General features: G+C 47.5%; 11 protein-coding genes. 8 read left to right on the forward strand and 3 right to left on the reverse strand.

Annotation, left to right across the window (positions count from 1 at the left end; translation table 11 throughout):
- Window positions 1-84: 84 nt before the first annotated feature.
- Window positions 85-960 (reverse strand): integrase domain-containing protein, encoded by an 876-nt coding sequence (locus Xind_RS09135; protein WP_187649900.1) that lies wholly within the window; start codon window positions 958-960, stop codon window positions 85-87.
- Window positions 944-1,126, reverse strand: a complete 183-nt coding sequence (locus Xind_RS09140) for a hypothetical protein (RefSeq protein ID WP_187649901.1) — start codon at window positions 1,124-1,126, stop codon at window positions 944-946. The genes Xind_RS09135 and Xind_RS09140 overlap by 17 nt, the downstream gene beginning before the upstream one ends.
- Window positions 1,127-2,085: 959 nt before the next feature.
- On the opposite strand from Xind_RS09140, the gene Xind_RS09145 reads away from it, so the two are divergent.
- The 8 genes from Xind_RS09145 (at window position 2,086) to Xind_RS09180 (ending at window position 9,586) form a co-directional block, all read left to right on the forward strand.
- A complete protein-coding gene (locus Xind_RS09145) occupies window positions 2,086-3,780 on the forward strand; it encodes a type VI secretion system baseplate subunit TssF (protein ID WP_338114341.1) in 1,695 nt (564 codons plus the stop codon).
- Window positions 3,781-3,824: 44 nt separating this feature from the next.
- The gene (gene tssI, locus Xind_RS09150; RefSeq protein WP_187649902.1) at window positions 3,825-5,858 is read left to right on the forward strand and encodes a type VI secretion system tip protein TssI/VgrG; all 2,034 of its coding nucleotides are present in this window, start codon (window positions 3,825-3,827) and stop codon (window positions 5,856-5,858) included.
- A gap of 5 nt (window positions 5,859-5,863) precedes the next feature.
- Window positions 5,864-6,679, forward strand: a complete 816-nt coding sequence (locus Xind_RS09155; protein WP_246432496.1) for a DUF4123 domain-containing protein — start codon at window positions 5,864-5,866, stop codon at window positions 6,677-6,679.
- Complete coding sequence (locus Xind_RS09160; protein ID WP_187649903.1) at window positions 6,672-7,385, forward strand: DUF2515 family protein; 714 nt, start codon at window positions 6,672-6,674, stop codon at window positions 7,383-7,385. The genes Xind_RS09155 and Xind_RS09160 overlap by 8 nt, the downstream gene beginning before the upstream one ends.
- Window position 7,386: 1 nt before the next feature.
- Window positions 7,387-7,524 carry a hypothetical protein gene (locus Xind_RS09165; protein ID WP_187649904.1) on the forward strand — a complete coding sequence of 46 codons (138 nt, stop codon included), beginning with the start codon at window positions 7,387-7,389 and terminating at the stop codon, window positions 7,522-7,524.
- Between the two features lie 83 nt (window positions 7,525-7,607).
- Entirely contained in the window at window positions 7,608-8,243 is a 636-nt protein-coding gene (locus Xind_RS09170) for a DUF2515 family protein (RefSeq protein WP_187649905.1), read from the forward strand.
- Entirely contained in the window at window positions 8,240-8,869 is a 630-nt protein-coding gene (locus Xind_RS09175) for a hypothetical protein (RefSeq protein WP_187649906.1), read from the forward strand. The genes Xind_RS09170 and Xind_RS09175 overlap by 4 nt, the downstream gene beginning before the upstream one ends.
- A 123-nt stretch (window positions 8,870-8,992) precedes the next feature.
- Entirely contained in the window at window positions 8,993-9,586 is a 594-nt protein-coding gene (locus Xind_RS09180) for a hypothetical protein (protein ID WP_246432497.1), read from the forward strand.
- Between the two features lie 444 nt (window positions 9,587-10,030).
- Here the strand turns inward: Xind_RS09180 and Xind_RS09185 are convergent, their stop codons facing one another.
- Window positions 10,031-12,805, reverse strand: coding sequence for a DUF927 domain-containing protein (locus Xind_RS09185; RefSeq protein ID WP_187649907.1), 2,775 nt, complete (start codon window positions 12,803-12,805; stop codon window positions 10,031-10,033).
- Window positions 12,806-12,844 lie beyond the last annotated feature (39 nt).

Here is a 12,844-nt window from a genome sequence, read left to right on the forward strand (position 1 = left end):
GGGATGCGAAGCCCTGACCACTAGATTTTGCTAATGGCAGGAATACTTTAACTGATTGTTTTACCTAACACAATAACCGAACAACTAAGTTGAACGACTATAAACCCGTTCAACGTAACGCCCGCGACCATCACCGTGCCCCAAATCCATTGATACCAGTGCTCTTGCTTCCTGACGGCTAAAACCCTTCTGTTGGTAAAAATTCAAAGCATCTTGTGCCCACGCATAGCGCAAACTGTGGGGAGAATGACAACCGGTTAACCCAATCTTTGTGGTATGTGTTCGCCAGTAGTTCATGGCCTGTTTGAGGTCGGGCTTATCAATCAATCTACCGCCGCGTTGCTCTGAAATAACCATGGCTTGCTCAACAACCGCTTTTACAGAAGTAACATCCAATACACGGGTTTGTCTTGGTCGGCCACCTTTTGTACCGAAAACAACATGCAGTTTCGGCTCTGGTTGCTCTAACTGTTTACGCCAGCTTTTCAATGATGCACTACATTGTACCGCTTCCTGAGAACGTAACCCCAGCAATCGGGCGAGTTTCAGTGTAACGGCAAATCCGACATCACGTTCTAGTGCTTTTTGATAAACAACCTGAAACGTGGCATCAGGGATAGCTTGTTTCGTTCCGGCGCGGCTGGTGCCGCTTAACCCCAATGCCTGATTACTCAAACGCGGCGCGGTCTCCAGTTTTTCTCGGCCTGCCATGCGAAAGATATTACGCAACGCGGACATTTCATTTTGTACTGTTCGTTTGGCAATTCCCTGAGATAAACGAGTATCAACGTACTGCTCTACATGTTTGGCTTTCAAATTCTTAAGGCTTTTCACCTGAATATTCAGGCTCAATAACAACGCACCTAAACGCCCGGCGATCCGAATGTGGTCATGACAGGTTTTATGACTACCGCCGCCTTGTCGGGCAAAAAACTTTAATTCTTTAATCAATCGACTCATTGGTTTCCCCTTGCGGATGTTTGACAACATGCGATCTCTGGCGCGCGACCATTCTGGCAAAACAGAAAATAACTGCCTTGCCCTTGATCGATATCTGTGCGCCAGAGTGAACGCAGGTTGAGGTATTGCGGGGTATCGGTTGAGTACACGGTACTGCCGCCTGCATAAGCAGGTCATCCCCACCGGCAAAAAAGCCAGCCTCGATATCGTCAAGTTCTCCTTTTCAATCTAAAAATGCAGTGTCAGATTCACTGTGTGGTGAAGCAGACGTGAGCCTGTCAGAGTTGTGTTGCCCTTTAGTTGCGGCGTCACTTTCAGCGGTAAACCGGCAAAAAGTGACGCCTTAAATTCAGCAAACAGTCAGCAAAAGTCGTGCAAGTGTTGAAATGCCAACAGGCATAGCAAAACGCCGCAAGGTTCGGTGTCAAACGGGAGCAATGAGGTAATTGTTCAGGTGTAAAAAGTTGTCTGCTGAATATTTCAAATAAGAGCAGTTAGTACGTTGAATCAAAAGTGAAAACTATCCTGCATGTAGGGTGTGAAATGAGTTCAGGACGTCACTCGATCTCACTATGCAAAAGTTAAGTGAAGATGAGGTCTGATGTTGATATGAAAGAAGTGCATGGCTCAATGTTCAATGCACTTGGGAGACAATATACAAACACCTTTTTGAGGTCTTTTTCAGTTTAAGAGACTTTCACCGCCAGACGAGGGGTTAGGTGTCTGACGATATCTGCTTCCAAAAGTGCGCAGATGTACCGCAATGCTTGCTCTCCCTTTCAGGCTACAGGAGTTTTGTTTCGCCACCCGAAGGCGATCCTGACAGGCGATGGATCATTTTTGTAGAAGAGATATTAACGTTTAGCCAGAGGCGAGTCAAATCGTGGCAGTTCGTGTTAACCTTATTTTTTCTATATTTCCGTGCCTATTCGACTAATTTCCCCATATTCTGCCAAAATCAGGTGAAAATTCCATCTAATTGGTTAATTAATTTTATTGATGAGTATGTACAATAAATTAACCAACCGGATAAAAAAATCTAACATAAAAAAGTAAGTATAATGAAAAACAACAAGGAATCGCTGTACCTGCAAGAACGCGCCTATCTGCGGGAACTGGCACAGCGTGTGGCGAAAGAGTTCACCGCATCTGGCGGATTTTCTGATTTCCTCCCATAATCCCGATATTGCGCGTCTTTTTGAAGCCTTTGCCCTGTTGATTGCTAGTATACGAGATAAACTGGAGGATGAACTCCCCGAAATCACCCTCGGTATTCTGTCCCGTATCTGGCCGTTAGCGTTATGTCCCATCCCACCCACCACGATACTTCAGTTTTATCCCACCGATGGCGAACATCAGGGCAGCACAGATATTCCGGTGAATACCGCCGTTTCCGCTCACCACAACGGGCAGGTAATGACGTTTAAAACCCGCCGTCCGCTGCATATTGAACCCCTGGTCGTACAACAACGCACGGTGAAAAAAACCGGCACTCACAGTGAAATTATGCTGACCCTGTGCCAGACCGGCACGGTATCTCCGGTCTGGCAAAGTGGGGCATTAACTTTTTTCCTCGGCACTGACACCGAAAAGGCCGCCCAGCTCAGTCTGTGGCTGGATCAACATATTTGTGAGGTCAGCCTGAACACGCAGGGTAAGCAGCGAAAGCTGCGCGGTTTTCCTTATGGCTGGCATGATCTGCTTGATAGTCCGGTGCTGCCTGTGCCCCAAAATACGTATTCCGGTCTGCAACCGTTGGTGGAATATTATGCGCTGTCCCCACTGTATAACTTTGTCACGCTGGATATCAGCAGAAGTTGTACCACCGTGCCCCTGAATGAGGATGGTACATTTGAGCTGATTTTTCGTTTCGAGGGCGAATTGCCGTTGGCGGATGTCGATGAAGCATTCTTATTGGGCTGTGTACCGGCCATTCATCTGGAAAATCGGGTAAGCCTGCCCATTGAGCTGGAAGCTGACAACCACCGTTATCCTCTGCCGCTGGGAGAGTCGGTGAAGTTGTTTCGGCTGGGTGATATTGAGGTTGTGGAACAGCCCGGTGACAGTGAGCAACGCGGAACACCGTATCACTGGCTGCCGATTGAACAGTTTACTCCGGCCGGGCGTTTTCGGGATGACGACCAGCAACCCGACACGTTTTACTACCAGCTTCAGACCGAACCCGATTTTCTCGGCAGAATTCAGCACCGGCTGCACTTTTTTGATTTGACGGGCAAACCGGCCAACGACTTACCCGCCATAGCGGTTTTGTGTTCTTTCACCGGCTACCATGAACAGGCACCGGCATTGACGCAAGGCACGATTACCGTGACGCAGGAAGGCGCACCATCTCATCTCAGCGTCCACAATATCACGCCGGTCATGACCGATTACCCGCCCCTGTTACAGGAAAAGAGCGGCTGGCCGCTGCTGTCCTGCCTATCCAGCCCACCAATGATGCTGTTTGCCACCGACAGCCTGAAACAGTTTCTCCGGCTGTTTGACCCGTATGCCGACACGCATCGCCCCCTGAGCCGCCAGTTCCGGCAACACATTGACGGTATTGTGCAGGTCGAAGAGCGCCTGACCGACCGGATGCGACTGGGGCGTTCTGTTCGCGGGCATTTACTCGCGCTGACGCTAAATCCCGACTGCTACCGTAATCCGGGGGAGATGTACCGTTTCTGCCGGTTAATCAATCAGGCGCTGGCCTGTTTTATCACCCAATCTGCGTTTGTCATGCTGGAGATTTTTACGCCGGACAGCCACAAGGCGCTGTGGCAGTTCTGGCATGTTGATGGACTACGCCCGGAAATGTAATGGATTAAGGAACACATGACAGGAACCATAAGGAAAAAATCAATATGAAAAGTGGATTACGCTTTGTCTGTCACATTGCCGGTGTGCCGGCAGACACGTTTGCTGTAGGGGAATTCTCCCTGCAAGAGGGATTATCAGAACTCTTTACCCTGAACATGACGCTGGTCAGAGCCGGTAACGCGAATCCGTTCAGACCACAGACGGAGATTGATTTGGCCTCACTGTTGATGCAGGAAGCAGTATTGCAGGTGTTTAACGGCGACAGGCTGCAACGTAAAATCACCGGCATTGTTTCCCATGCTGACTGGGCTGGCACTGATGGCAACAAAACACTCTATACCCTGACCGTACGGCCGGCCTGCTGGCGGTTGACACTCAATCAGGACAGCCGGATTTATCATTGGCAGAATGTCCCGGCGATTTTAACCATCCTGCTGAAAAAACACCGGGTACAGGCCGACTCAAAACTCTACGATGCGCATCAGGACCGGGAATACGTAACCCAGAAACGTGAATCCGATTATGCGTTTTTCAGCCGTCTGGCAGCGGAAGAAGGCATCAGCTTCTGGTTTGAGGATGAAACGGCGTTTTTCAGTGACAGTCACCTCGGTATGACCGCCGGGCTGCCGTTGCAATATCAGCCACAGCCAGAAACCGCCTACGGAACCGATACCATTTATCAGGTTCGGCTGGGTGTCGGTATGAGTCCGCAGCGCAGCCTGCATAAAGATTTCAATCCAGCCGAGCCGCGTTATCACCTTTCCCATATGCACAGCAGCGAAGGTTTCCGTGATTTCGGCAGCCAGACCCCCTATGCTGTGTTTGAAAGTTACGGGCGTTTTCAGAAAGATGCGGCCGCTAAACCATTTCTCAAATACCGGCAGGAAGCGCTGGATAACCAGAAAAAAAACGGCAGCGGCAGCAGTAACTGCATCAAACTGATGCCGGGCAAAATTTTTGAGATAAAAAATCACCCGCATAAACCGCTGAATGCCCGCTGGCAGGTGGTCGGCATCAGCCATCACGGTCGCTGCCCGCAGGCTATGGGCGATAACAGCGGAGAAGGCACCACGCTCAGTAATCATTTCAGTTTTATCGACGGCCTTGCCGACTGGCGTCCGCCTTTCCACTATAAACTGCTGGCCGATGGAGATGAAACCGCCATTGTGGTCGGCCCGAAAGGGGAAGAAATTTTTGTCAATAAAGACGGTGCGATTAAAGTGCATTTTCACTGGAACCGCTACGACCAATCGGATGATGGGGCATCGTGCTGGGTGCGGGTGGCACAGGGCTGGAATGGTAACGGTTTTGGTTTTATGGCGATACCCCGTATCGGTCAGGAGGTGATTATCTCCTATCTCAATGGTGATATTGACCGTCCCATTGTCACCGGCTGTGTTTATAACGGCCTGAACCGCCCGCCACTGGATTTACCGGCGCAGAAAACCCGCACCACGTTTAATACCAAGACCCACGAAGGCAAAGGCTTTAACGAACTGCGTTTCGAGGATGCGAAAGACAGTGAGGAAATCTATCTCCACGGCCAGAAGGATTTGACCGCGCACATCGAAAACGATGCTTACTGGCATATCAAACATGATCAGAAGAGCCGCATTGATAACAACCGTTACCACGATATCCGCGCCGATGATCATCATCAGGTTGCCGGTTCGCGCAAAATCACCACCGAAGGCGATGTATCGCATCGGATTGCCGGCAGCCAGCATATTCAGACCGGCGATGCCACCGTGATTGACAGCGGGCAGGAAATTCACCTGAAAAGTGGCGGCAAAGTCGTGCTGGAAGCGGCTGCCGAAATCACCCTGAAAGTGGGCGGCAGTTTTCTGAAAGTCACGCCGGCTGGCATTTTGTCTTCAATGATTAATGTCGGGCAGGGTTCAGGCGGCAGCGGGCACGGGGTTTCACTGCAACTTCCTGAGGGAGTTGCGCCGCTCGGACAAGTAGGACAGCTCCCGATGGCGGAAGCGCTTCCGGTCACGGAATTTCCGGTGCAACCCGCGTGTGCAGAACTGGCGCAACAGGATGCCAGTTTAGTCATTAAACCTGTTAAAGAGTAAACACAATGGAAAGAGCTACCACGATGGCGAGCACAGGAACTGCAATAAGCTGGCAAGCCTGGCTGAATGAACCCAGTAAAGCGCCTGTCTTCTTCATTCTCAATTCACTGGCTAAACCGAATCCGATAGAGCCATTTTACCGCCATGACTGGGTTGAACAGGCATTTCCGCTGTATAGCGGTACCCCGATGCGCAATATGTTGAAACAGAGTCCGTGGTTGGTGCAACCAAAGGCTAATCAGTTAGTTCAGATAGGGGCCGTGCTGGATAACCATGCACTCAGTGACAACAGCTGGGGGTGGGCTTACCGCAGCCAGACACCGTGGCAGGAACAGCTTAACCACTGGCAGCAGCGACAATGGGTCATGATGAATGGCGAACCGGTATTGTTCCGCATGATGGATGCGCGGATATTGGGCGCACTGATGCCGGCCTTTACGCCCAGCGACTGGTCACTGATGCTGTCGCCTGTCACTGAACTGATGATAGACAGTCCACAACTGATGCGGTTTTGCCGTCCCGAAGCGTGTGGCGAAGGTAACAGCGAAATCCCGTTTACATTAGGTGAGCACTTGCTGGCAGTCTGGCTGCGTTCTCCCTACGGACTGAAAGTGTTAACCAGTTCACTGTATTGTGATTTATGGGAAAACCACGGCACGATAGCGAAGCAACTGGATAAGCCTGAAGGCAGTTTGGAACCTAGGATTAACAGTGGCTGCGACAAACACTCGAAGCCGGACAACATATTGAAAAAGTATCCAGTCGGGATTATCTGCTGGCGATGGAACAAGAAAAAGAACAGGAGAAAGACCAGTGAGTAATGAGAACTCGATTTATTGCCCTGATTGCCCGAAAGTAGCTGAGCGTGTTGCTCGTATTCGGCTTGTGGCAGATTACACGGGTAACCCTATACCTAACAAGGAATACACGGTGCTAAAGGGTGAGGCAGTCGTAACTCAGGGAGTATCTGATGGGAATGGGGTTAGTAGCGAAGAGATTTTAGCGACCATACCTCTTTTTGTCGAAGTATCTCCCCGTTTTCCTGTTAGAAAGGAAGAAGTCAAACTTTTTAAACAACATAGATACGACAGCTTAACATTGAACAGATGCACTAAGTCTCTCGCAGAGTGTAAGCCTTATCTTGATAAGATATATGGCAAAGTGGTTGATGTACCTATACTCACAGCGGAATGCCTCTGGCACCGATATCAAAAAGAGGCCGAAGAGATTGTGGGGCAAGGTGGTAAATTGATTGCCGATCCTATAGAACGTAACAAACGTATTAATCAGACTTACGCTAATATATGGTTAAAGGATAATCGTTTCCAGTGGGCTGGTCTTGCTGCTTTTGCTTCGAAACAGGTGGGATGTGGGTTATTGCATGCCATTGTGATGATCAAAAAGATGCAAACTGAAGATAAGGCCATACTGCGTAGACGTGAAAGCTTACAAGAAAGAGAATTTGAGTTGAATTTTCCAACGATTACTATCCGTGAAAGTGAGAGCAGTGCCAAGGCTAAGGAGTAACTTGAAAAAGCTAGCAAAAACAATCCATTATCACCTGTTTTTTCAGGAGCATCAACAGCAATATCGGGATCAACAACAGCAGCAACAATATTATTTCCATTATCATCAGCGTCAGGAGCAACGACAGTATCATCAGTAACAGAAACAGTATCAGATTTATCCTCATTACCATCATCGCTATTGCCATCAGTACCTTCACCCGATGAACTTAAGCGTATTGGAATGTCAAAGGCAGCACAGGAGTCGTTTAATTATGTCTATACGATGATGGCACTCGGTAATACAGCGTTATTTTTGGATGTATACCCACTACATGCTTTCTACAAGCAACGTGGATTAGAGGAACTCAAAACTTGCCTAGATATACGGCAAGGTATCTACGGCAATAGTGAATTCCCAGTATTGTGGCCAATAGAGCAAAAAAAATTGAAATTTGGTCTCCCTTACAAAGAGATTCTACAAACCTTTGAAGCGATAGATTTGGATAACATTGCTGAAAGTGTTAAATTCCTTGCCTACCACGAGCAGGTCAATATATTACAAACTTCAATGTACAGTGATCTCACTTTAGTTGGGTTATTGCGTAGTAATCATGCAGCCTATGTCACAAATCTTCTTCCTGCTGGTATAACTGAGTCTATTGAATTAACGCTAGCCAGTCAGTGCAAACTTCCTGATGGAGATGAGCGTGCTATTCAATTTAGCGATGATCCGCTGGCTAATCTCGCTGAGGTTAAGCAACGTATGCCTTTCGTTCTCAAGGCAGCACAACGCTTTGATGAATTGCTACATAGCAATAAACGGAATGTGATCGAAAAATCGATACAAGCTATTGCTTCAGGTGGAGGTGTAAAATGAATCTATTACGGCGCTTAGGCCTACGACGTGGTAGTTTAATCATAGTACTATCCATTGTTTTGGGTCTGACGATTATCTACTTATATCATGTCTTTTATGCCCGTGATCCAGAAATAGCCCTAGTGATCGGTGAACCTTACGAGGCGATGCGACAGCGCTCCAGTGCCGCTATTGATCCAGACATTCCTGATGAAATTTGGTACAACGAACCCAAGACAAATGCCCGCTTGCGTTTTACCGACCCGAAATATGGGTTTGTGACTCCCTTAGCCAAATTTTTTATTGTTTCCTTTAATAAAGGAATAATCAATAGCGTACGCATGTCACCACAAATCGAACCTTTGCTCTACGACGATGCGATTAAAATTGTGTTGGATTTACAAGATCAGTGGCACAAAGCGGGTTGGGTACTTACCAAAGCTAAAGAACGCCCGGCTTTAGCCAACACTCCAGAATTGCATGCTCAACTGCGTAGTATGAAAGGGGGGGCTGGAACAACTTTTTGGCAAGTAGGTGAACAGTATCAGATAATGTTAAATATAGCGCTTTTCCACGATGATGATCATCCTGATGAAGAGCGCTATTTGATCACATTGCAGATTGCCGAGCCGTGGATAAAGCCATAGCGTAATCTCAGGTGGGTGTGAGAAGATAATATTTTCACACCCACTATCTAGGATGTTGTGTCATATGGAGGTGTCAAATGAATCTGTTACAACGCGTGTTGCAGCAAACGTGGGCGTTTAATATTGGCATCATTAATCGTTCTGAGTCTGATTGGCATCTATCTTTACCATTCTTTTAATTCCCGTGAACCAGCCGAAATAGCCTTAGTGATCGGTGAACCTTATGAGGCGATGCGGCAACGCTCCAGTGCTAAAATTAGCCCACCATATGATAATAGCATCGGGTTCAGAATCCCAAAAATGGATGCACGCTTACGCTTAACCGATCCGAAATACGGGTTTATTACCCCTCCTGCACGATTTTTTACTGTTTCCTATAATAAAGGAATAATCGAGAACGTGCGCATGTCTCCACAAATCGAACCGTTACTCTATGACGATGCAATCAAGATTGTACTGGATTTACAAGATCAGTGGCGTGAAACGGGATGGGTGTTGACTCGAGCTACGGAGTCTCCAGCCTTAGCCAATACGCCCGAATTACGTGCTGAGCTTCGTAGTTTAAAAGGTTCTGAATCGACCATTTGGCAAGCGGGAGAACAGTATCAGGTCATGTTGATTATGAGGCGTTTCAGAGATGACCGACACCCACGCGAAGAGCGATATCTGATCACGTTAGCGATTGCCAAACCGTGGATAAAGAATTATTCAGATTGACACTGACGCGCTACGCTTGTCATCTCCGAACTACCGGGCTAATACATTAACCCGGTAGTTCGGAGAGCTGAAAAAACATAACCGTTACTATCGATTATCTTTATATAACTGCGCCAATTTTCATGGGATAACGGGGCAAATGACATATTTATTATGTATTTCATTGTATTACTCTATCCCATGTTATCCCAGCTTATCCCGTGACATAACCTCACAGTTTTAAATTACTTTAAATTCAAATGATTAATACCAGCCAGAGAAAAATCTTTTTCGGGATAACTTCCATTGCCACGATATCACTTTATTTGTAATCACCTAATGTTACGGGATAGTGCGGGATAATACGGGATAAATAAAATATCTATAACTAACTGATATATTTTAAAATAAATCTTTCTTATCCCAATATCCCGTTATCCCAACGTTTTTTTCTCTTGCGTGAGGTTAATCCTCATCTCTGAAAATCAGCACCACAAACCGTCCTTGAGTACCATTTACTGAGATGGTTTTGCTGATAAAGCGATCTTTCTCCGCTTTAACCAGCATTCCGGCCTCTTCTAAGGCTTCAAAGCCGGATTTTTTCTGTAATCCCTGTAATATTTCTGCTTCAAATACACTGGGGATAATATGGTATTCAGCCTGTCCATCATGACGACGGTTATGCACCAGATACCCGGCAAGATCACTAATCCTCATGGCGTGTGAGGTATCAATATCCCCGTTTGGCCTGCCGTAGGTATAAGGCTGAAAGCGTGACAGCCCGTATTTCTGGATAAAGTCACGAGTTCGCGTTATTACCTGATATTTTTCCCGGTTTCCGATGCCAAAATCAGCTAACCAGTCATCGAAACTTTGCTTTACTGCTGCATGACACGCTTCTTTACCCCAGCCAGTGATATGGGTTGCCAGTTCTCCAACGGCATCCAGTAACGCGAAACGCACGGCAACGTGCTTGATTTGAGCTGAGGCTTCTTCTGGCAGGTTATCAAGCCACTCTTTTTCTTTACGGGCAGTCATTTCTATTGCCTGCTCCTGATACTCAGACAACCATTGAACCCATGCCCGACCCGCTGCACCACAATAACGTTTGGATTCCCGTTTGATGGCTCTTGCGTGGGAATCACCATCCTCATAGCCATTGAAGCATGCCGTATCAATAAAGGGCACACTGAGCAGCTTGACAAGCTGTCCGGCTTTTGGGGTGATCCCGCCTTTTATCAGAAACGTTTCTAAATCTTCCTCGCCTGTTGAAAGAGCAGCAATCTTCCAGCGGATCACAGCACGGTTCCCACCTTCCCGTTTTCCCTGAATTTTACCGACACCGTTAAACAGACTGTAGGCACTGTTAGCGACTTCCTTCGGATTCGAGCTTTGTCCGATTTCGTCAATCGACATAAAGCCATCATTACGGGCTGCGGCCTCATTGTTTAAACCGTGATTAGTACCATGCCATGATAATTTCAATTCCTCGGGATCACCGTATAAGCTGCTGGCCGCCTCAACTGTGGTGGTTTTCCCTGCGGAGGATTGGGCGAATAAATGCACACCAAAGCAGCTCCCGCCTGTCAGTGAGTTAAGTGGGGCAGACAATCCCACCAGTACGCCCAGCATCATTGAGCGGTTGCCTTGCAGTAATGACGCAACGTGTGTTTTCCACTGTTCGGCGCTTCCCCTGACCACATAACCGGCAATGGCAGATGTGCCGCCACTGAACGCGACAGGCATATATGGCTGACCGATAATCTCACCGTCCGGCATCACATAAGCCCCACAATGCCAGCCTGCTTTTTGTGTCACAACCCATTCACGGCGATCGCCGCTGCGTTGCAGATGTTCAGCCAAAACAGGCAGCAGACTGTTTTTTACGGTGATGTTCATTCCTCGTGAACGCAATCTTGCCCAGCCAACCGGCATCCCGATTTCACGGCGGGGAAGCGCTTCAACAATACATTGTCCTGTGCCCTCCTGACGTAGCTTAATAATGAGATAACCTTCGCTGCCATCATTGCCAATGCCAACGATTTCCATGTAATCGCTCAGCCATTTTTCAACTTTGACGATTTCGCCACCTTGTTCTTTCGGTTCAACCCAGTAAATTCCATTCTTGCGGATATCGATATGAGGTTTTAGCGGATCGTATTCTTTCTCTTGGTATTCATCTGAATGAGTGGTTACAGAGTTTGGCACTGCTACATTCCCTGCCGCCTGATATAACCCATTACTGAATGCCTGCTTTGCTGCATCAATGCCATGCTGCTGACGATAATCATCCCAATCAGCTTTGTATTCCGTTGGTGGCAACGTAACCCTACCATTCACTGCAAGAGCCGCTTTTTCTGCTGAAACCTTGCCGATATTTACCTTTGGTCTGCCGTTCTTATCCAGTTCGTCGGGATGATGCCAGTCATTATCTGCTGCCAGAATAATTTTCGTGTCTGACCAATGTTCACGAACTGCTTTAGCGACAGAAAGTAAGTTGCCTGCATCCAGCGCCGCCAGAACAGTCCCTTCATAGAGTTGGTTAACCGTGAGTGCCGTGGCGTAACCTTCGGTAATAATCACTGTGTCGGGTTTTTTTTCCAGTTCTGATACAGTAATAAACGCGCTTTTCTTCTGACTGCCAGACAGTAATTTTTTCTCACCGTCAGGTTTGATGATCTGTGCACCAGTGACCTTTTTATCTAACGCTGTCAGTGCCAATAATAAGGAACCATCTTCCAGTAAACGTTGATCATGGTGTTGTAGTCCCTTTGTAGCCAGATAGAGAGATCTCCCCACGGTAGTCTGTGCCATCAGTTCTGCGACTCTTTCGGCAATCGGCTGTACTGGATAAGTGGTTTCTTTGGCTGACTTAGGTTCTGACAAAGGTAATGCCAGTACGTTAGCAACAATCTTAGCAGCCTCAAAAACTGAGATACGGTTGGTTTTCGCTACTAAATCCAATCCATCGCCGTAGTTCGGAAGATCACACTGGCGACAGTGCCAGTTGCCGTGATGATGGTCATCAATAAAGTGAAAACGGTCGGTGCCGCCGCAGACAGGGCAAGTGCTATGTTTACCCTTTGCTGGGATCTCAATGCCACAAGCAGGCAACAGATTTCCCCAATAGTACATAGCGGATTGCTTCACGGTTTGGATAAATTCGAGCGGTTTTTGTTCGCCTGTTTTATCCAAAGATGTAAATTTAAGGCGAGTTTGGTTATGCTGTGTATCAGCCATTATCGTTACTCCTAATAACGGTTATTGGTCAGACGCCTC

It is taken from the genome of Xenorhabdus indica (genome assembly GCF_014467235.1).
Classification (GTDB): Bacteria; Pseudomonadota; Gammaproteobacteria; order Enterobacterales; family Enterobacteriaceae; genus Xenorhabdus; species Xenorhabdus indica.

Bases quoted from the DNA above. Each gene is read 5' to 3' on its own strand.
- Xind_RS09140 (WP_187649901.1), bottom strand. From the start codon at position 1,126: ATGCAGGCGGCAGTACCGTGTACTCAACCGATACCCCGCAATACCTCA.
- Xind_RS09185 (WP_187649907.1), bottom strand. From the start codon at position 12,805: ATGGCTGATACACAGCATAACCAAACTCGCCTTAAATTTACATCTTTG.
- tssI (WP_187649902.1), top strand. From the start codon at position 3,825: ATGAAAAGTGGATTACGCTTTGTCTGTCACATTGCCGGTGTGCCGGCA.
- Xind_RS09170 (WP_187649905.1), top strand. From the start codon at position 7,608: ATGTCAAAGGCAGCACAGGAGTCGTTTAATTATGTCTATACGATGATG.
- Xind_RS09175 (WP_187649906.1), top strand. From the start codon at position 8,240: ATGAATCTATTACGGCGCTTAGGCCTACGACGTGGTAGTTTAATCATA.
- Xind_RS09155 (WP_246432496.1), top strand. From the start codon at position 5,864: ATGGAAAGAGCTACCACGATGGCGAGCACAGGAACTGCAATAAGCTGG.
- Xind_RS09135 (WP_187649900.1), bottom strand. From the start codon at position 960: ATGAGTCGATTGATTAAAGAATTAAAGTTTTTTGCCCGACAAGGCGGC.